Origin of the sequence: Thermococcus sp. ES12, from assembly GCF_012027515.1 — an archaeon.
GTDB classification, from domain to species: domain Archaea; phylum Methanobacteriota_B; class Thermococci; order Thermococcales; family Thermococcaceae; genus Thermococcus; species Thermococcus barossii.
Window position 1 is genome coordinate 139,045 of record NZ_SNUP01000003.1, and the last position, 18,685, is coordinate 157,729.

Annotated in this window: 20 protein-coding genes; 9 read left to right on the forward strand and 11 right to left on the reverse strand. The window is 53.2% G+C overall.

Going from position 1 to position 18,685, the window contains the following annotated elements:
• Positions 1–70 precede the first annotated feature (70 nt).
• Genes E3E37_RS08560 through nth form a run of 3 tightly spaced genes read left to right on the forward strand, consistent with a single transcriptional unit; the run spans position 71 to position 4,826 of the window.
• Complete coding sequence (locus E3E37_RS08560; RefSeq protein ID WP_167716610.1) at positions 71–3,658, forward strand: glycosyl hydrolase family 18 protein; 3,588 nt, start codon at positions 71–73, stop codon at positions 3,656–3,658.
• A 45-nt stretch (positions 3,659–3,703) separates the two neighbouring features.
• Positions 3,704–4,135, forward strand: a complete 432-nt coding sequence (locus E3E37_RS08565; RefSeq protein WP_167716853.1) for an ATPase — start codon at positions 3,704–3,706, stop codon at positions 4,133–4,135.
• On the forward strand, positions 4,101–4,826 hold the full coding sequence (gene nth / locus E3E37_RS08570) for an endonuclease III (protein WP_167716612.1): 726 nt from the start codon (positions 4,101–4,103) through the stop codon (positions 4,824–4,826). Before E3E37_RS08565 ends, nth begins: the two co-directional genes overlap by 35 nt.
• Here the strand turns inward: nth and E3E37_RS08575 are convergent.
• The 3 genes from E3E37_RS08575 to E3E37_RS08585 are packed head-to-tail and all read right to left on the reverse strand — an operon-like array spanning position 4,823 to position 6,785.
• Positions 4,823–5,557, reverse strand: a complete 735-nt coding sequence (locus E3E37_RS08575) for a hypothetical protein (protein WP_167716614.1) — start codon at positions 5,555–5,557, stop codon at positions 4,823–4,825. The genes nth and E3E37_RS08575 overlap by 4 nt on opposite strands.
• Before the next feature lie 48 nt (positions 5,558–5,605).
• Positions 5,606–6,184 (reverse strand): potassium channel family protein, encoded by a 579-nt coding sequence (locus tag E3E37_RS08580; RefSeq protein ID WP_088864907.1) that lies wholly within the window; start codon positions 6,182–6,184, stop codon positions 5,606–5,608.
• Positions 6,177–6,785: a potassium channel family protein gene (locus E3E37_RS08585; protein WP_088864908.1), complete on the reverse strand. Its 609-nt coding sequence runs from the start codon at positions 6,783–6,785 to the stop codon at positions 6,177–6,179. The genes E3E37_RS08580 and E3E37_RS08585 overlap by 8 nt, the downstream gene beginning before the upstream one ends.
• Before the next feature lie 109 nt (positions 6,786–6,894).
• On the opposite strand from E3E37_RS08585, the gene E3E37_RS08590 reads away from it, so the two are divergent.
• From E3E37_RS08590 to E3E37_RS08605, 4 genes are all read left to right on the forward strand, one after another.
• Positions 6,895–8,088: a magnesium transporter gene (locus tag E3E37_RS08590; RefSeq protein WP_167716856.1), complete on the forward strand. Its 1,194-nt coding sequence runs from the start codon at positions 6,895–6,897 to the stop codon at positions 8,086–8,088.
• Complete coding sequence (locus E3E37_RS08595) at positions 8,089–8,856, forward strand: sugar phosphate isomerase/epimerase (protein WP_167716616.1); 768 nt, start codon at positions 8,089–8,091, stop codon at positions 8,854–8,856.
• A gap of 103 nt (positions 8,857–8,959) precedes the next feature.
• A complete protein-coding gene (locus E3E37_RS08600; RefSeq protein ID WP_167716858.1) occupies positions 8,960–10,378 on the forward strand; it encodes an acetate--CoA ligase family protein in 1,419 nt (472 codons plus the stop codon).
• Positions 10,379–10,404: 26 nt separating this feature from the next.
• A complete protein-coding gene (locus tag E3E37_RS08605) occupies positions 10,405–11,166 on the forward strand; it encodes an acetate--CoA ligase family protein (protein ID WP_167716617.1) in 762 nt (253 codons plus the stop codon).
• A 9-nt stretch (positions 11,167–11,175) separates the two neighbouring features.
• Here E3E37_RS08605 and E3E37_RS08610 read toward each other — a convergent pair whose 3' ends face one another.
• From E3E37_RS08610 to E3E37_RS08620, 3 genes are read right to left on the reverse strand one after another with little or no spacing between them, the layout of a single operon-like run.
• The gene (locus tag E3E37_RS08610) at positions 11,176–12,294 is read right to left on the reverse strand and encodes an MFS transporter (RefSeq protein WP_167716619.1); all 1,119 of its coding nucleotides are present in this window, start codon (positions 12,292–12,294) and stop codon (positions 11,176–11,178) included.
• Positions 12,295–12,319: 25 nt separating this feature from the next.
• Positions 12,320–12,664, reverse strand: coding sequence for a hypothetical protein (locus tag E3E37_RS08615; protein ID WP_167716622.1), 345 nt, complete (start codon positions 12,662–12,664; stop codon positions 12,320–12,322).
• On the reverse strand, positions 12,661–13,479 hold the full coding sequence (locus E3E37_RS08620; RefSeq protein WP_167716624.1) for a cysteine synthase family protein: 819 nt from the start codon (positions 13,477–13,479) through the stop codon (positions 12,661–12,663). The genes E3E37_RS08615 and E3E37_RS08620 overlap by 4 nt, the downstream gene beginning before the upstream one ends.
• 481 nt (positions 13,480–13,960) lie before the next feature.
• Between E3E37_RS08620 and E3E37_RS08625 the strand changes: the two genes are divergently transcribed.
• Entirely contained in the window at positions 13,961–14,962 is a 1,002-nt protein-coding gene (locus E3E37_RS08625) for a hypothetical protein (protein WP_167716626.1), read from the forward strand.
• Between the two features lie 36 nt (positions 14,963–14,998).
• Complete coding sequence (locus tag E3E37_RS08630) at positions 14,999–15,901, forward strand: hypothetical protein (protein ID WP_167716629.1); 903 nt, start codon at positions 14,999–15,001, stop codon at positions 15,899–15,901.
• A gap of 41 nt (positions 15,902–15,942) precedes the next feature.
• Here E3E37_RS08630 and E3E37_RS08635 read toward each other — a convergent pair whose 3' ends face one another.
• The 5 genes from E3E37_RS08635 to E3E37_RS08655 form a co-directional block, all read right to left on the reverse strand.
• Positions 15,943–16,533, reverse strand: a complete 591-nt coding sequence (locus tag E3E37_RS08635) for a hypothetical protein (RefSeq protein ID WP_167716631.1) — start codon at positions 16,531–16,533, stop codon at positions 15,943–15,945.
• A 42-nt stretch (positions 16,534–16,575) separates the two neighbouring features.
• The gene (locus E3E37_RS08640; RefSeq protein ID WP_167716633.1) at positions 16,576–17,226 is read right to left on the reverse strand and encodes a nucleotidyltransferase domain-containing protein; all 651 of its coding nucleotides are present in this window, start codon (positions 17,224–17,226) and stop codon (positions 16,576–16,578) included.
• Between the two features lie 338 nt (positions 17,227–17,564).
• On the reverse strand, positions 17,565–18,134 hold the full coding sequence (locus tag E3E37_RS08645) for a DUF998 domain-containing protein (RefSeq protein WP_167716635.1): 570 nt from the start codon (positions 18,132–18,134) through the stop codon (positions 17,565–17,567).
• Positions 18,135–18,139: 5 nt separating this feature from the next.
• Positions 18,140–18,517 (reverse strand): PIN domain-containing protein, encoded by a 378-nt coding sequence (locus tag E3E37_RS08650; protein WP_088864920.1) that lies wholly within the window; start codon positions 18,515–18,517, stop codon positions 18,140–18,142.
• Entirely contained in the window at positions 18,510–18,683 is a 174-nt protein-coding gene (locus E3E37_RS08655; RefSeq protein WP_088864921.1) for an antitoxin family protein, read from the reverse strand. The genes E3E37_RS08650 and E3E37_RS08655 overlap by 8 nt, the downstream gene beginning before the upstream one ends.
• Positions 18,684–18,685 lie beyond the last annotated feature (2 nt).

Consider the following 18,685-nt stretch of genomic DNA (forward strand, 5'->3'; position numbering starts at 1 on the left):
ACAAAAACCGAGAAATTTATAAATAAGAAAGTTGAGATAACTCTATGAGTACTCCCTGGAGGTGGCCAGTTTGAATAAAAGGCGAATCTCTGCGGCAGTAATCTTGGCCATTATAATGCTCTCGGCAGTGCCCTCTCTGCCGTTCTTTGGTTTTGTTTCGGCTTCCCACATCCAGCTGAGTGGGAGAGCGATAGCTTGGGACATCGTGAATCTTACATGGACTCCAGCGGACAACGTTAAGGAGTATGAGATATACCGATCAACAAACCCACTCAACCTTATAAGTCCCAACAACCTTCTCGTCGTCATCAACTGGAGTACCTATCCGCCCTACGAGCCTGGGGAGACCTACCAGCAGGGGGACGTCGTCGAGTACGATGGCAAAATATGGCGCGCCAAGTACTGGACCCAGAACGCGCCAGGAGGGGAGGCCTGGGAGCTCATAGGCGACGTGACCCCTGCAACCAGCTATCTCGATCGGTATGGCCTGAAGGCCAACACCACATACTTCTACGCCGTCGTCCCCGTTCTCAAGGACGGTTCGAGGGGAATCCCCTCTGGCGTTCTCCAGGTGAAAACTCCATACGAGCCATACCGCGTCATAGTTTACTACATCTCATGGGGCCGTTACGCGAGGAAGTTCTACGTCAGCGACATACCTTGGGATAAGGTCACCCACCTCAATTACGCCTTCCTGGACCTCAAAGAGGACGGGACGGTTACCTACTACGACACCTACGCTGACCCGCTCAACCTCGAGGAGCTGAAGGAGTACAAGGAGAAGTATCCCGCCGTTAAGGTTCTCGTTTCAGTCGGCGGCTGGACGCTCAGCAAGTACTTCTCGCCGGTCGCAGCCGACCCGGCCAAGCGCCAGAGGTTCGCCGAGAGCGTGCTGGAGATAATTAGGAAGTACCATCTGGACGGCGTTGATATTGACTGGGAGTATCCAGGCGGCGGAGGGCTTGATAGCAACTACGCCAGTCCTGACGATGGGAAGAACTTCGTGCTCCTACTCAAGACGATAAGGGAGGTCTTCGATCAAGCCGAGAAAGCTGACCACAGGGACTACCTCATAACCGCCGCTGTTCCCGCCGACCCGGTTAAGGCTTCCCGCATCAACTGGACCGAGGCGAGCAGGTACCTCGACTCGATAAATGTCATGACCTATGACTACCACGGCGCCTGGGAGAGCATAACCGGCCACAACGCCCCGCTCTACGCCGATCCAAACGCCCCATACACCGACCCGAACGTCAAGTGGAACTTCAACGTGAACGCCTCGGTACAGTGGTACATCAACCACGTTCCCGACAGGACCAAGGTCGTCCTCGGCCTGCCATTCTACGGAAGGAGCTTCTCCAACGTTCCATCAACCAACAACGGCCTCTACCAGAGCTTCAGCGGAACACCCGACGGTACTTGGGGGCCCGCAAGCGAGACCTACGGCGTCATGGACTACTGGGACATCGTCAACAAGATAGCGAGCGGTGAGTACCAGCGCTACTGGGATCCCGTGGCGATGGTGCCCTACGCATACTCACCCACCAAGAAGGTCTTCATAAGTTACGACGACCCCGAGAGCATAGGTATAAAGGTGGACTACGCCCTCAAGAACGGCATCGGGGGAGTTATGGTCTGGGAGATAACCGCGGATAGGAAGCCCGGAACCAGCGACCACCCGCTCCTCGACACAATCCTTGACCACCTCAAGGAGAGACCACCTGCATGGCTCCCGGACACTTACTACATCAGCTCCAGTGTCTCGGCAAACCTGACGGTTCCAGAGCCTATCTACAATGAAACATCTCCCTCTCCAGGAAACGGAACCACCTCAGGTCAGGAAAACCAGACGGACAGTGGTCAAGGCAGCACCTATGGAAACGGAACCAATGTCTCAGATGTCCTGAGACCAGATACTATAAGCGTCACGATAACTGACTGGGGAGATACCGAGTACGACGTGACCCTGAACCTCAACGGAACCTACGACTGGGAGCTGTGGGTAATGCTCAGAAACGGCTCGGTCGTGAAGAGCCTGTGGAGCGCGAACAAAGCCGAGGAGAACGGCTGGATTGTTTTCATGCCAGTCAGCTGGAATCGCGGTCCAACCGCGAGTTTCGGCTTCATTGCGAGTGGAAGCAAGCCAGTTGAGGAAATGGTTCTGAAGGTGAACGGCCAAGTGTGGGATCTGTGGCCGGAAGGTGTGAATATTCCGCAGGACAACTCCACAATCCCGGGGGGCTCCCAGAACACAACACCCTCAAACTCAACCGAATCATCGAACAATAACGCGAATTCCACGGAGCTAACCAAACCAGATTCGATCAGTGTCCAGGTAACTGACTGGGGTGATACAGAGTACGATGTAACGCTAAACCTCAACGGAACCTATGACTGGAAGATCAAGGTCAAGCTCGTCCAGGGCTCCTCCATTTCGAGCTTCTGGGGCGTCAGCAAATCTGAGGAAGATGAATGGATTGTTTTCATGCCAGTCAGCTGGAATCGCGGTCCAACCGCAAGCTTCGGGTTCATAGCGACGGGAAGCGAGCCGGTGGAGCAGATGGTTCTTGAGGTGAACAGCCAAACCTGGGACGTCTGGCCCAAGGGAAGCTCCGTTCCACAGAACCAGAGCGACACCACCGGCGACGGTTCATCGGAGGACCAGACCTCAGAGAGTGGAAGCCAAAACACCACCGCTCCCTCCAACACTACCTATGTCCCCGCCGAACCTGGGCTTCCCGAGCACTTCTTCGCCCCATACGTTGATATGAGCCTCACCAGTGTGCACAGGCCCCTCGTTGAATACTACAACCTCACTGGAACACCGTACTTCACCCTCGCTTTTATCCTCTACGGTTCGGCATATGATGGTCCGAGCTGGGGGGGTTCGCTGGAGCTGGAGCACTACGTCGATGAGGTCAGAGAGCTGAGAAAAGCCGGAGGTGATGTCATAATAGCCTTTGGAGGGGCAGTCGGGCCGTATCTCTGCCAGCAGGCCAAGAGCGCTGAGCAGCTCGCCGAGTGGTACCTCCAGGTCATCGACACCTACAACGTCACATACCTCGACTTTGACATAGAGTCCAGCATCGACGCCAATCTCCTGGCAGATGCCCTGCTCATAGTCCAAAGGGAAATACCCTGGGTAAAGTTCAGTTTCACCCTTCCAAGCGACCCGGGGGCGGGTCTCGTCGGCAACGGCTACTCGATAATCCAAACGATGGTTGAGAAGGGCGTCGAGATAGACAGGGTCAATCCAATGACGATGGACTACTACTGGACCCCCTCCAACGCGGACAACGCGATAAGCGTTGCCGAGCACGTCTTCAGCCAGCTCAATGGGCTCTATCCAGAAAAGGAGGACAATGAAATCTGGGGCGTGATTGGCCTCACCCCGATGATAGGTGTGAACGACGACCACAGTGTGTTCACAATCGAAGATGCCCAGGAACTTGTGGATTGGGCTATCCAGCATGGAATACGCTCCCTCGCCTTCTGGAGCGTGGACCGCGACCACCCCGGACCGGAGGGGCAGGTTTCACCGACTCACAGAGGCACGAACGACCCGGACTGGGCCTACAGCCACGTCTTTGTCGAGTTCATGAACGCATTTGTCCAAAGCACTAGCACTTTAGCCCAAACTGCGGCCGTTCCGGTTTGAGGTAACCTTTTTTACCCATTCTTCAAACCTTTTTTGGTGATCGGTGTGAGGCTCGTTCTCAGACCCCTCTTCGAGGCAGAACTGCCGGCAGATTTCGGCGAGGTCATAAAGAACAAGCTCACCGGGAGGGAGGTCAGAACCGGGGAGGAGATTGAGGTTGAGCTCCTCGGAAAGCCACTGCGCTTTAAGGTTCTTCTGGCCGAGCCATCGCCGCTGAAGGTGGGCAGGAACACGAGGGTGGAGTTCGCTACCGGAGTTACGGAGGTTCTGGACTTCGAGTTCGACGAGCCGGTGAGGGAAGTTGTTCCCTTTGATGGTGGCTTTGTCGTTGTGCTCAGTAGAAAGGTTCTAATTCTGAACCACATCGGGCAAAAGATTTATAGCGACGAGTTCGAGGAACTTAACAGAGTTAGGGTCTCCAAAGGAACAGTGGTGATAATCCATGACGGGAACAAAATCAGGCTCGTTAAGCCTTGAGGGCTTCACTTTCGATGAAACCTGGGAGGAGAAGAGGAAAAGGGCTGAGAGAATCGTCGAGGTTTTGATGAAAACCTATCCGAGGGAGAAGCTCCTCATCGGTGATCCATACAGGACCTTAATCCACTGCATTATCTCCCAACGCATGAGGGATGAGGTGACCTACAAGGTATGGAAGAGGCTGTTTGAGAGGTACCGCGACATCGAGACGATAGCCAGCACGCCGGTCGAGGAGATGCAGCGCTTTCTGCGGGAGAACGGTGTCGGCCTCTGGAAGACCAAGGGGGAGTGGATTGTCAAAGCTTCCCGGATAATCCTCGAAAAGTACGGCGGGAAAGTTCCCAATGACATTCATGAGCTCATGAAATTGCCGGGAATCGGGAGGAAGTGCGCCAACATAGTACTGGCTTACGGCTTCGGGAAACAGGCGATTCCCGTGGACACTCACGTGAACAGAATAAGCAAGCGCCTCGGTCTGGCCCCGCCGAGGGTTCCTCCGGAAAAGGTCGAGGAGTACCTGATGAGGCTAATCCCCAGGAAGAAGTGGATTTACGTGAACCACGCTATGGTGGACCACGGAAAGAACATATGCAACCCCATAAGGCCGAAGTGTGATTCCTGTCCGCTGAGGGAGCTGTGTCCCTACGCGAAGGGCCTCGTTACGGATGCTGATATAAAGGGAAAGGCTTAGGGCTCGCACTCATAGGGACAGTTATCCAGCCCGTACAGGAGATAAACCGCGGGAATCTCTATCTCGATTCTCCTTTTCTCGGATTTGAAGAATCCGGTTCTCAAGAGATACTCGATCTCCAGCCTAAACCTCATCCTGGCTTCGATGACCTTTACGTTCCTCGATCCTCTGACGTCGAGGGGAATGACGGGGGTAATGTCGAGGGGATCGCCCCACGTTGGTTTCAGAGCTTCGGCCCTGATAGCCTGCCAGATTTCGAGGCCGGGCACATAGGCCTCGGTTATCTCGAACCTGCCGTCGGCCGTTTTGAAGTACATGACGCCTTCCCTTTTGGGAAAGATTGGGTCAACTGAGGCGTTGCTTACATTCTCGGCAACGAAGAGGACCTTCCTTATTGCGATTGAGCCGTTCCTTGGCATAAGATGTATCGTGAAGTCCCCGGAAATCAAAAAATCATCGCATCCCACGTTCCTCATCGCCTCTGCAGAATATGAGAGCTCGATGAAAAGGTCACCCCTGCTTCTGAAGGAATAAAAGCCCAGCGGCTTCCAGTGCTCTATGATGCAGGAGAGGTTGCTCACGTTGGCCTCAAAGTTCCACGTGTCCAGCACGGCTTCACTTGTTTCCCCGGGCGAGGAGACGGTTCTTCCGTGAAGCCAGTCCGCCGAGTAGACCAGCAGTATGGCCACCAGCAGGCCAAACAGGAACACCCTGTCCTTCCGAGTCGGCATCGAATTTAAAACCATCAAGAATGATAAAAAGTTTTCGATGGAAAAAAGTCACTCCTCCTCTTCCACTTCCTCGCCGGCCAGCTTCCTCAGCCTGTCAAGGTCGGAGCCAACGGCTATGAGCACGTCGCCTTCCTTTATGACGTCGTTCCGTCCCGGGTTGTAAATGTACCTGCTCCCGCGCTTTATGGCCAGAATCCTGGTTCCTATCTTGCTGGGAAGCTTGAGCTGTTCGAGGGTCTTGCCGTGAAGAACAGAGCCCCTGTGAACCGTCACCCTGCCGAGTTCCTCCTCACTCTCTTCCATTATCTTCCGGATTATCGGGTGCGGCTCAACGTCGCGGAGCACGAGGTCGGATATTTTGTAGGCGGCATCGCTTATCTGCTCGTTTATCTCGGCCATGTCTATGACGCTGAGAAGCTTGAGCGGGTCTTCCTCCTTCTTGGCAAGCATCAGAGCGAGCTTCTTGACCTTGAGGGTCAGCTCGTCCATGCGCTCCTCAAGCAGGTAAACCTCCTCCGCTATGTCCTCGCTGTTGTACATCACCGAGGAAAAGGCCAGATCAACCATGAGCGATGAGAGGTCCTTCATCTCTATGAGGCAGTTCCTAATCTCTTCAAGCTCACTCATTGCCCATCACCTTGATGTTGCCCCTGGCTATCTCCTTGAGGTAGTCTATGGAGGTGTTCGTTCCCCTTCCTATGAGTATGTCCCCGGGGAATATCTTGAAGTCCCCGTCGGGGTCGAAAATCCAGCGCTTGCCCCTTCTCACCGCGACTATCCATACTCCGGTGTTCGTGGCCAAATCCAGCTCCTCCAGGGTTTTGCCCACCAGTATCGAATCGGCCGAAACGTAGATTTTGCCTATTATCTCCTCGCTGCCGAGTATTGCTTCGGTTATGACTGGGTGAAGTTCAACTCCCTCCAGAACCATCTTCGCCAGGTCTGCGGCGGCGTTGGACATGTCATCTATGGCGTGGGCCATGTGAAGAATGGACGTTATCTGCTCGGCCTCCTTGGGGCTTCTAGCCGCCAAAACCGCGTGAACCATGAGGTGGTAGTTGAGCAGGTCGAGGTACTCCTCAAGCTCAAGCACCTCTTCGGCCATCTCCTCCTCGTTGAAGAGTATCGAGGAGTAGGCCAGGTCAACCATCAGCTCGGCGGTGTTCTTCATCTCAACGAAGATGTCCTTAACGTTCCTCGGAACCTCGATTTCGTCCCACTCTTCCACCCGGCTCTCACCGATGTGTGGAGGGAGGGAAATCTTATTTAGTTTTCGCCTTCGAAAAGTTTAATACCCGCAAGGGCCAACGTCTACGGGGTGAGGGCAATGGAGAGTGATGGCAGTGATCGGCGGGGAGGTCAGGGAGGAGCTGAAGGAAAAGGTCAAGGAAGCCTACAGAGTCACGCTGCCGTCCCTGTTTACATCCCAGATATTCGGCCTATTCGGCGGTACTTTTCTGGGCAAGTACTTTGAGACCATAAGAACCCAGTTCCCGGGCCTCCTGGTGGTTCTGCCGGGCATAATGGGCCTCCGCGGGAACGTTTTCGGCTCGATGGCTTCCCGCTTCTCCACGATGCTCTATCTCGGTGACCTTGAGCCATCCCTCCGTGACAGGAAGGTTCTCAAGGAGATAGTGCTCAGAATGCTCATCTCGCTCATTCCGATACTCCTTCTGTGGGCCATAGGCGTCGCCACCGGTGTGAGGAAGAACGCCTTCGACGTCCTCCTCATAGTCGTCACCTCAACGATACTGGTCTCCTTCATCCTCGGATACTTCACCTCATTCGTCACCATCTTCGCCTTCAGGCGCGGCACCGACCCTGACAGCGTAGCCGCTCCGCTCGTCGCCTCGATGGGCGATTTCCTGACGGTTCCCTCGCTGGTGCTGTTCATCCTCCTCATAGAGCACTCCCCAGAGGGCTTCAGGATTTTCAACTACGTCGTGCTCTTCCTGTTTGCCGTCGTCGCCGCGATAAGCAGGGTAAGGAAGGAGGAGTTTCGTGAACTCAAACAGGTCTTCATAACCATAACCGGGCTGGCGCTCCTATCTACGATATCCGGTTCAATACTCGCCAGGTTCAGCGGGATAATCCAAGCTTCCGTGATACTGAGCTTCATCTACCCCTCGCTCCTCAGCAGTTTCGGCAACTACGGCTCGATAATAGCCGCGAAGACCTCAACGAAGCTCCACCTCGGTGAGATAGAGGGCTTTCTCTGTCCCAAGGCATTCACCGACATTCTGGCACTCTTCACGACCGCACCGGTCATTGGAACGACGAAGCTCTTAATAGGAATAGCCCTCGTGAAGCTGACGACCGGTATGGCGGTTCCCGGCTCCGCGTGGGTAGTGGCTCTCACGTACCCGTTCATGGTCCTGTTCATCATGCTCTACTCCTACACGGTATCCTACTTCCTGTTCCGGAAGAACATAGACCCCGACCACGTTGCGATACCGCTCATCTCTAACAACAGCGACATATTCGGGACAATATACGTCGTGCTGATGGCCAAGCTGATGGTGGGTGGTTGAATGATAGGCCTCTCCATGACCGCCTATTCCGGAAAGGACCTCTCCGGCCTGGAGGGATGGGTCCAGAGGGTAAGACAGCTGGGCTTCGATTTCGTCGAGATTCTGAGCGAATGGCCCCACTACCTGACGAGGAACAACTACCGCCTCTTCGCGGAGGTTCTTGACGGTTGGAGCATGAAGAGAACCCTCCATGCACCGTTCAGCGACCTCAACATAGGCTCCTTCAACGACAGAATTAGAAAAGCGTCTCTGGAGATAATCAGAGAGAGCATAGAACTGGCGGCAGAGATAGATGCGCTCTCAGTCACGATACACCCAGGCCACTGCTCGCCGGTGAGCGTGAGGAACAGGCGAAAGTACCTGGAGATACACAGGGAGTCCCTGAGGAAAATCGCCGAATGGGGACTGGAGTACGGGGTCAGGATTGGCGTTGAAAACATGCCCCGCTTCGTAATCCTCGATGCACAGACGTGCGAGAGGCTGTGGGAGATACTTGGAGACGTTGAGATTGGAGTGACCTTCGACGTCGGGCACCTGAACACCACAACGGGGAATTTTGAGCGCTTCATCGAGCTCTTTGGGGACAGGATAGTCCACGTCCACCTCCACGACAACCGCGGCGAGAGAGACGAGCATCTCGCCCTGGGAGACGGCACCGTTCCGTGGGTCAGGGTGCTCCCAAAGCTCCCCAAGGTGACGTGGGCCCTCGAAGTCAACGACCTCGAATCCGCCCGGAGAAGCTTCGAATTTTTGAAAAGCCTGCATTGATGGACTTTTCAGTTCATTGGCGTCCAGTTTTTACAAAACGCAACTCTTTTATACATTTAAAATGAAGTTCTTGCGAGAAGCAGTTTCTGGCGGAGGGATACCAATGGCGGAAAAGATAGTTGAGGAAATGAAGCCTTTCTTCGACCCGAAGGCGGTCGCTATCATCGGAGCAACCAACAAGAAAGGGAAGGTTGGAAACGTCATATTTGAGAACTTCAAGATGAACAAGGAGCGCGGAATCTTCAAGGGCAACATCTATCCGGTGAACCCGAAGCTTGACGAGATTGAGGGCTACAAGGTCTACAAGAGCGTTGATGAGCTCCCCGAGGACACCGACCTGGCCGTCATCTCGATTCCAGCCCCGTTTGTTCCCGATACAATGAGGGCCATAGCAAAGAAAGGGATAAAGGCGGTAATAATCATCACAGGCGGCTTCGGTGAGCTTGGCGAGGAAGGGAAGAAGCTGGAGCGCGAAATCTACGAGATAGCAAAGGCCAATGGAATAAGGGTCATAGGCCCGAACTGCGTTGGCGTTTACGTTCCAGACACCGGCGTTGACACGGTCTTCCTGCCGGAGAGCAAGATGGACAGGCCGAAGAGCGGGCCCATTGCCTTTGTCAGCCAGAGCGGTGCCTTCGCCGCTGCGATGCTCGACTGGGCTGCGATGGCGGGTATAGGCATAGGCAAGATGGTCAGCTACGGGAACAAGCTCGACGTTGACGATGCGGATTTGATGGACTATTTCATCCACGACGATGGAATAAACGTCGTCACCTTCTACATCGAGGGAGTCAAGGACGGCAGGAAGTTCATAGAGAGCGCCAAGAGGATAACCAAGGTTAAGCCCGTCATAGCTCTCAAGAGCGGAAGGACCGAGTACGGGGCCAAGGCAGCCTCAAGCCACACCGGTTCACTCGCTGGAGCAGACACGATTTACGATGCGGTCTTCAAGCAGACCGGAATAATCCGTGCCGAGGACTTCGAGCACATGTTCGACCTGGCGAAGGCCTTCGCCGCGCTTAAGGACAAGCTCCCGAAGGGCGACAGGATAGGAATCATCACCGACGGCGGTGGAGCCGGCGTTATGGCCAGCGATGCCGTTGCCAAGTTCGGCCTTAAAATGGCCGACCTCAGCGAGGAGACGATAAAGTTCCTGAGGGAGAACTTCCCGCCGCACGCGGTTCCAGGCAACCCCACCGACGTGGTTGGAGACACCGACGCGGAGCGCTACAGGATAGCCATCGAGGGCTTCGTGAACGACCCGAACGTCGATGCGATACTCGTCATAGTCCTGTTCCAGGTTCCGCTCCTTGAGGAGGAGAAGATAATCGACATCCTCGCCGAATACCAGAAAAAGAGCGACAAGCCCATCGTTGCCGTTGCCATGGGTGGTAAGAAGACCGATCACTACGCCAGAATCCTTGAGGAGAAGGGAGTTCCCGTTTACCCGACCCCCGAGAGGGGCGTCCGCGCCCTGGCGGGCCTTGTCAAGTACGCTGAATACCTCAGGAAGGGGGTTTGACCCCCCAATCTTCCGGTGGTGGTAGCATGAAGGAGGAAGCCCTTAAAGTTATTGAAGAGGTTTTGAAGTCCGGAAGGACTTCGCTCGTTGAGTACGAGGCAAAGCAGGTTCTCAAAGCCTACGGCCTCCCGGTTCCGGAGGAAAAGCTCGCCAAGACACTGGACGAGGCACTCAAGTACGCCGAGGAAATCGGCTACCCCGTCGCCATGAAGCTGATGTCCCCGCAGATTCTCCACAAGAGCGACGCCAAGGTCGTCCTTCTCAACATCAAGACCCCCGAGGAGCTGAAGGAGAAGTGGGAGGTTATCCACGAGAACGCGAGGAAATACCGCCCGGACGCTGAAATCCTCGGCGTCCTAATAGCCCCGATGCTTAAGCCCGGCAGGGAGATAATCATCGGCGTTACCGAGGACCCGCAGTTTGGCCACGCCCTCATGTTCGGCCTCGGAGGAATCTTCGTCGAGGTGCTCAAGGATGTCACATTCAGGATAATCCCGATAACCGAGCGCGATGCCAGGAAGATGATAACCGAGATCAAGAGCTACCCGATTCTCGCTGGAGCGCGCGGTGAGAAGCCGGCCGACATCGATGCAATAGTTGAGCTGCTCCTCAAGGTTAGCGAACTCGTGAACGACCTCGATGCTTACATCAAGGAGATGGACCTCAACCCGGTCTTCGTCTACGAGAAGGGCAAGGGTGCCGTGGTGGTTGACGCCAGGATAATCGTCAAGGAGCCCACCGAGAAGAAAGAGGAGATAAGCAGCGAGTACAGGGAGAGGTGCGCCTAATTTCATTTTTCAAACTTTTCTTCCGGGGCGGGCAAAAAGGAACAGCCCCAACGACAGAATTCCAAACATCCCTATGAGGGCAAAGCCGATTCTAAGGCCCAAAAATCCGATTAAGACGGGCCCCAGGGCCTGACCGATATCCTTTATGCTCTCCAGAAATCCCAGTGCCGTTCCGCGAAGCCTCGATACCTCGGTGGCCAGGGGCTTCGTTGAGGCCTCACTTATCGATGCACCCACCGAGAAAAGCACCGCACCCAGAACCACAAGAGAAAGGGACTCTGAAAGGGCGAACACAAACATCGCCAGGCCAACCATCGTCATGCCGGCCACTATCGGTTTGATTCTTCCCACCCTGTCGCTTAGGTAGCCCGCGTAGGGCTTGACGACCGCCATTATGGCTATCTCAACGGTGAGTATCAGCCCGGAGAGCCACGCCTTGTCCTGGAGGTAGTAGAATAGGGGTAGAAAGGTCTCTATGCCCTGGTAGGCCATGTAAACGGCCGCGTCCAGAAGGCCTATCAGGAGGAGTTCTCCGCTGAACGTGAACTCAAACCTCTTCAGCTCTCCCCCAGTTTCAGGGAACCTGAAGGTAAGGGCAAAAACGACCAGTCCCGTCAGTGAGCAGAGGACAAAGACCACCGAGAACCCCAGGAAATAGATGATGCTCCCCGCGAGAACAGGAGCGAGGGCGCGGCCAACGAGAGTTGATGAGCTCAGGAAGCCCATGAAGGTGCCCTTATGGTCCGGGTACAGGTCACTGACCAATGCGAAGGACACCGGGACGAAGATTGCCGTCGCAACACCGTAGTAGACCCTGACAAGGGCGAGGCTTAGCGCGTTGTCTGTGAGAAAGTACAGCAGGGGAGCGCTGAGAAAAACGAATCCCGCCATCTTGAGGAGCTTCCTCCTCCCGTAAACGTCGCTGAGGAGGCCCGACGCAAAGTTCATGAAGATACCCGTCACCGTCGAGGCGGCGGCAACGAGGCCTATTTCCCCCTTTCCAAGACCGAGGCTCTGGGCATAGAGGGGCAGCGTTGGCGACTTGCTCATCGTTGAACCTAAGATTGCAAAGAACCCGGCGATTAGGATGATGTAAGGAGTCCTGGAACCGGTTTTCACCCTCCGCATCTCCGACCAGCTATAAAAATATCCATCAGTCTTTCGTTTCGCCTTTGGGCTTTTCTTCCCCCTCCTCTTCCTTCACCACCGCCTTGATGTAGCTAAGGATGTCGTGGATTATGAAGAAGCTTATCGCCACCTCAATCAAGGCCATGGGGTTACCCGCTATAAGGAAGAGCAGGGCAAAAAAGAACGTCACACCAGCATATATGAGGGCAACCTTGATGGCGGTCTTGTTTTCAATTCCAACTCCATAGCCAAGCCCCATGTTGAATATCGCAAAGGTCAGGTAAATCGGCGATGCCAAGTAATAAGCGTAGTAGAGGAGCAGAAATCCGCTGAGAAAAAGGAGAGACGAGGCAACCCTGAGCCGTTTCATATCATCCCCAAGTAGCTTTCAAAGACCTCCACGTATTTAAACCCATCGTCGGGGAAGATGAGGACGTAGGTTTTCTCACCGAATTCGCTGGAGATTTTCTCGTACGCCTTGACCACCGCTCCAGAGCTGAGTCCTATCAAGAGACCGTCCCTGCGTGCCACGCTGAAGGCGCCTTCAATAGCTTCGTTCCGGGTTATCTCCACAATCCTGTCTATGTCCACCTGGAAGTACCACTTGGGCTTTGTTTCAAGCCTCTTAATGCCGGGTATCTTCTCACCCCTCGCCGGAACGACGCCCACAACGGTCGTGTCGTAGCGCTCTTTGAAGTAGCTCGCTATGCCGGCTATGTGTCCGGAAGTTCCGATGCCGGCTATTATGACGTCGGGAGTTTTCCCGATGCTCCTCAGCTGTTCCTCGATCTCCCCCGCGGTAAAGCGGTAGTGGGCGTCGAAGTTGTCGTTGTTCTCGAACTGGTTCAGGTTCATTGCACCGGCTTTTCTGGCTTCTTCCTGCACAAAGCGCACCATGGTGGGGTCTATGGTCTCGAAGTCGGTCATGACGACATCCGCACCCAGCACCTTGAGCAGAACCTGTGTGGCCTTGGGGGTCGGCTTCGGCAGGTATGCCCTGAACTCAATACCGAGAACGTTGCTGAGCGCCGCAAGAGAAATCCCGACGTTGCCGGAGGTGGCCTCAAAAAGGGCCGTGCCGTTGATGTCCCCGCGCTCGATGGCCTTCATAAGCATGTTAAAAACGGCCCTGTCCTTGATGCTCCTGCTGAAGGGGTTAAAGAACTCCAGCTTGGCAAAATACATCCCCCCTCTCCGCCGAGAGTCTAACCAGGGGGGTGGGCTTGTACTTTTCGAACAGCTCCAGCGTGCTGTTAAACACGTTCATTTGCCATCACCACAAAAGGCTCAGGAAAAGCCTTTAAAAGCTTTCCTAAAACGAACAGTTATGGACAGAATTGGGTAATTAATTCCCATTTTAAATGCCCTAGGCGTAACTCCAGCAGTTAACATATCATTCAAATGCCAGTTTTAATCCCAGTATTCTGCAGGCAAAAGTGTTATATGCAATTCTCAATAATTATAGCCAATAACTCTTTGGGGAGGGCAAATGCGGAAGTGGGTAACGATGCTCCTCCTTGGGCTTCTCCTCCTGGGCGGCTTTCATACCCTCAAAGCGGAAGCAACACAAACCACCGGCCAAGTCCAGGCAACCCCTCAGGACTGCTCCCGCATCGACGTTAACGTCCTTCTAAAGAGGGTAGCTGGTCGGCCGGGGGTATAGTCCATGAAGTCAATGGAAAAGTACCCTGTGTTGTTTTTATTTTTGCTCATTCTAATTTTAGCGACCTCGGTTGTTTATGAGGAATATCCAAAGCTTAGCAACAACAATGAAGCAACCTCCTGGAAAGTGTCCACTAAAGAAGAAACATCGGAGCAGACTCCAACAGCAATAAAGGACAACTCCACTCAAACACCCCTGCCCAGCCCCTTAATCGAACTCGATGAAGGGTTTAAAGAAGTGAATTTCTCAGAGGAGTCTAGAGGTTTTATCACGTGTCCGCAGTGGTTAGAGGTCAGATGGAGGCGAGATGTTTCCCCGAATAACACCGTTCTCCTTAACTTCACCCTCTTTGTCAACAACACCCATTATCTCAACCTAACCCTGGAAGAGTTTTCCGGCTCCTACTTCTGCACCCCTGAGGGGGTTGCCATTTACGGGCACTACTCACGGGAGCACAGCACTATAGCGTTCTTCGACTACAGCCTGACCCAGCTATGGAGAACCGAGCATGGGGGTTCGCCAGTTGCGTACAAAAACGGAAGTATAATTCTCCTTGGAGAGGACTGCCTTTACCTGATAAACGTGGAAACTGGTAAACTCCGTAAGAGGATTTGTGTGCATGAGTACATCTCTCATTTCAAGTTTGTGGGTGGTAGGTTGTACATAACGGCGGCTCATCTCAAAGGCAAGGCCCACCTTTACGTTTTTGAGGGCAGTGACAGGAGGGAAGTCCCCATCATAAACATTCCAACTTTCGAACTCGTTGGAATACGAATGCCCTTCGATGTGAATGAAAAGTATATTGCAGTGGCCTACTTTCTGTATCCAACCGACGGAGCCGAGAAAAACGGCGTTTGCGTGTTCACAGCAGATAGCCTAAGGAAAATCGCCTGCAGGGAGTTTGAGGAGGGAGAGAGGCCGCTAAAAGTCAAACTCGCGGGAAACGTGGTTTACGTCCAAACAACCAAGGGGGTGAAAGCCTACAAGATACTAAGTCTGGGATAATCTAGCATGTAGGGGACTGACGACGAGGTGTAGACTATGGACAAAAAGAAAGAATTAGCAACCTTGGGATTTGTTCTCTTGGCCTTGGTATATTTCCTGCCCAAAGGCCTGCTTACTCCGGTAAATCCCGATGAAGCGTCTTTTGACGGCCTTAATGTCTCAGCAAAGTGTGGCTCCCTGAAGATTCAGACCGCCTCCATTCTTGAGAATTTCTCCTGCGTCTTTATGATTTCATCGGCAAATGGGACACAGACCGTTAACTACACTCTGCAGGGGATAAGTAGTGGATATCTCTGTGCCCATGAAGGATTACTTCTGTATGCGTACTTCACATCGGATAGTCAATCCTCGATGATTTTCCTCGACTACAACCTCAGCGAGAAGTGGAGACGGGAGCTTCCAGCGTATCCGCTCAACTACACAGGCGAAGGACTGATTCTCGTGAGCAACCCAACCTTTGGTTCTTCTGGGAGTTCATGCGTCTACGTTTTGAACATCTCAACCGGTCGGCTTTCCGGCTGGTTCTGTCCCGATGTGCTCGGAGGCCATGTCTCGGACGTTAAAATCACAGGAGGCAGAATATACGTCACCATTGGAGAGCCGAGAAGACCTCCGCTGGAGACCCACGCGTTGATATACATGAAAGACGGCGAGAAAGTCAAAAAAGCGGAAATTACCAGCATTTCGGGGGAGGGCGTGGGCATCAGACTTCTCATAGATGCCAACGAGAAGTATGCCGTTGTATCTTACTTCTTAGCCAACGAAAGAGGGGATGAGAAGAACGGAATTTGCGTCTTTAGGGCGGAGAGCCTAAGAAAACTAGCCTGCAAAGAGTTCAAAGAGGGCGAACGCCCAACAAAAGTCAAACTCGTGGGAAACATCGTTTACGTCCAAACAACCAACGGGGTGAAAGCCTACAAAATATTCAGCCTGTGGTAACGGATGGCGTTTCAAGATGCCGGTGTGAGGTGAGCGGATGTTTAGAGCACACCTTCTCTAACAAGTCTCTCCCTTATCCTCGCAAACTCACCGAGCGAGCCCCTCACTATCGGATACCTCGGAACGAAGGGGCACGATTCTTCAGGTTCGATGCTTATATCGAACGTGCCAATCTCCTTGGCGATTCTAACTATCTCTTCCTTGTCAAGACCAATAAGCGGCCTCAGGATCGGAAGGTCGCTAGCCCTGCTTATTATCATAAGGTTGTCAAGGGTCTGGGAAGCAACTTGGCCGAGGGAATCGCCTGTGACTATAGCTCTTGCCCCAATCTCATGTCCCACCCTGCACGCCTTCCTGAGCATCATGTATTTACAGAAGAGGCACGTCCACTTTCCCTTTCCAATCTCCGCCAGCTTCGAAAAAACCGGTGCCTGTTCCTCGTAGGCATCTACTATAACCGCCTTATTCAGCTTTCCGTACTTTCCGAGAACCTCGCAGAGCTCAAGGACCTTGGATTCCTTCGTACCGCTCTGCCGGAAGTGAACGGGGGTTATCTCAAAGCCTTTCCTGAGCATGAGGTATATCGCCACGGGCGAGTCTATGCCCGAACTGAGCAGCGCCACCGCTTTCATGTTCGGAAGAAGGGATTGAGGATATATGAAGCTTTCCTCAACTTAAGGTTGGAGTCCACCAGAACTGATCTCGAGTCCCCAAACCTTTGATTCGTACGGGACCCCAAACATCAGGTACAGCTCGTAGTTAACCCTCCATACTCTCAGAAATTCCTTGAACCGGTAAGTGGCCTCCACAGGCAGAAGGACGACCCACGGGGCCAGATAATGTCCCTCCAGTTCTTTCAGTATACCACTTTTCCCATCCCTCCCGCGAAGTGCGAAGCTGAATTTGTTCCTCTCGTTCTTTGTCATCCCCCTGACATCGAGGACGAACAGCGCGTATCCCTCTCCGTTCATCAGCTCATGAACTGGCCGTTTTCTAATCAGGGAATAGCCAGTAATCACTATCCCCGGAACAGCAAGGTAGTTGGGATTCCACATTTGCTCAAGGTTTATCGCCTTAACGTCCAGCTTTTCGTGGGGAAACCCTGTATCTACCAGCATCTCCTTGAACTCAAAGGAGAGTTCAAACCTCTCAGAATCGTCCGCCCCCCGGAGCACGACCATGAAGTCAAAATCGTTGGGGGAGTCTTTCCCCTGGGTCGTGGATCCATACAGAACCACATCAAAGACCTTTCCATGCTCCCTCTTGAATTTACTCGCGGCCTCTTCCAGTTCACTTAATCCTATCGGTAAGTTTGAGAACTTCATTCCTCAACGCCCCCACCTCATTTTCTGTGAGCCGTCTTTCATACGCGTCCCGGTAAAAATCAAAGAACTTACTGACAACGCGGTACAGATCACGGTAGTGAAGCCTCAGAATTGCAAATCGTTCACTGTGGTTCTTGGGTTCAAGATTCAGATCACGCTTGATGATGTAGTCGCATATTCCAACAAGGGCTTTGAAATACAGTATCGATGCGAAATTGTATCTGCCTTTTTGAAGGCGTCTTCCCCGTCTCTATGTATTCCCAGATATTTGCCTTCAGGTCATCAAGACTCACAGGCACATTTCTCACCGTGTAGTCATGCCTACAACAGCACGGTATTTAAGGATTTCTGTAGGAATTCCTACGGGTGCCAAACTGGAGCAGGCCGATGTAAACAAACCAGGTCAGTATCGTGGAGGCGCCGATGAGCTCAGGAATCGCGAGGCCCTTAAAGACCCCAGCCTTCACGAGGTATAGCATCAGAGCGAAGGTGAGAACCGCCAGAACGCCCCAGGCATAGCCGGCGGAGAGCCCCTTCCGTCCGAGCTTTATGCCAACTATCGCTATGTCCGCCAGGGCCAGAACGTAGAAGAACACCGCCGCCGGCCCATGGGGAGCGTACTCCTCCGGAAAAACACCAACGAGGAAAAGGAGAACCATTGCTAAGGGCATCAGGTAAGCCAGACCGTTCCTCAGCGCACCGAGGGAGGCCACAAAACCCAGAACGGAAAAGACCATCAAAAAACCGTTGAAGTAGTAGTTCACCGGATTCCGTATTGAACCCATGTCGCTCAGGGCGTTGTCTGTGAACGAAAACCACGGGTTCTGGTTCACAACGATGAGGAGTCCGACGATGAAGATGAGCGGGAGGAAGATGGCCACGTACGACCATAAACGCTGAAGAGTCATGGGGATCACTTCACAAATTCCACGTTTTCCATGTTTACAAACTCCTTATCGCCCGTGAGAAACCTCATTTCCATGTCCTTTGCTAGAACGTAACCCAGACAATCTATCAAAGAAAGCTTTTTCCCTTCCTTTTTGGCCCGAAGTCTTAGGGTTGATGCCCGGACGTAATGCGTTGTATCGGGCGTCAGGATAATAAAAACGCTCCTCACGAGTTCCACGATAGCTTTAGCTTTCTTCTCTCCAAAGTCCCTTGTCAGGGCATACGACAGCTCTAGCAGGTTGAATTCGGTTGTATACAGTTCCTCTTCAGCATATGTTGAGTAGTTGGGGTTTCCTCTGAGGATTTCAACGAGGGCGTAGGTATCGGCGAAGAACTTAGCCATGTGCCTCCCTCAGTTCATCCTTCAGCTTTTGAGGGTCAACGTCCCAGTCCTTCAGAATTCCAAAGACTTCAACCTTTATGAGCACCCTGCTCTTTTCAGGCAGGTTGAGCTTTTTTACAGGTTTTAAAATTCCGTTTTCATACACGGCCTCAACGACTATTGGCATAT

Coding starts and splice junctions, on each gene's coding strand:
- E3E37_RS08645 (WP_167716635.1), bottom strand. CDS start 18,134: ATGACTCTTCAGCGTTTATGGTCGTACGTGGCCATCTTCCTCCCGCTC.
- E3E37_RS08605 (WP_167716617.1), top strand. CDS start 10,405: ATGAAGGAGGAAGCCCTTAAAGTTATTGAAGAGGTTTTGAAGTCCGGA.
- E3E37_RS08610 (WP_167716619.1), bottom strand. CDS start 12,294: ATGCGGAGGGTGAAAACCGGTTCCAGGACTCCTTACATCATCCTAATC.
- E3E37_RS08630 (WP_167716629.1), top strand. CDS start 14,999: ATGGACAAAAAGAAAGAATTAGCAACCTTGGGATTTGTTCTCTTGGCC.
- E3E37_RS08625 (WP_167716626.1), top strand. CDS start 13,961: ATGAAGTCAATGGAAAAGTACCCTGTGTTGTTTTTATTTTTGCTCATT.
- E3E37_RS08655 (WP_088864921.1), bottom strand. CDS start 18,683: ATGCCAATAGTCGTTGAGGCCGTGTATGAAAACGGAATTTTAAAACCT.
- E3E37_RS08650 (WP_088864920.1), bottom strand. CDS start 18,517: ATGGCTAAGTTCTTCGCCGATACCTACGCCCTCGTTGAAATCCTCAGA.
- E3E37_RS08600 (WP_167716858.1), top strand. CDS start 8,960: ATGGCGGAAAAGATAGTTGAGGAAATGAAGCCTTTCTTCGACCCGAAG.
- E3E37_RS08640 (WP_167716633.1), bottom strand. CDS start 17,226: ATGAAGTTCTCAAACTTACCGATAGGATTAAGTGAACTGGAAGAGGCC.
- nth (WP_167716612.1), top strand. CDS start 4,101: ATGACGGGAACAAAATCAGGCTCGTTAAGCCTTGAGGGCTTCACTTTC.
- E3E37_RS08580 (WP_088864907.1), bottom strand. CDS start 6,184: ATGAGTGAGCTTGAAGAGATTAGGAACTGCCTCATAGAGATGAAGGAC.
- E3E37_RS08575 (WP_167716614.1), bottom strand. CDS start 5,557: ATGCCGACTCGGAAGGACAGGGTGTTCCTGTTTGGCCTGCTGGTGGCC.
- E3E37_RS08620 (WP_167716624.1), bottom strand. CDS start 13,479: ATGTATTTTGCCAAGCTGGAGTTCTTTAACCCCTTCAGCAGGAGCATC.
- E3E37_RS08590 (WP_167716856.1), top strand. CDS start 6,895: ATGGCAGTGATCGGCGGGGAGGTCAGGGAGGAGCTGAAGGAAAAGGTC.
- E3E37_RS08635 (WP_167716631.1), bottom strand. CDS start 16,533: ATGAAAGCGGTGGCGCTGCTCAGTTCGGGCATAGACTCGCCCGTGGCG.
- E3E37_RS08615 (WP_167716622.1), bottom strand. CDS start 12,664: ATGAAACGGCTCAGGGTTGCCTCGTCTCTCCTTTTTCTCAGCGGATTT.
- E3E37_RS08595 (WP_167716616.1), top strand. CDS start 8,089: ATGATAGGCCTCTCCATGACCGCCTATTCCGGAAAGGACCTCTCCGGC.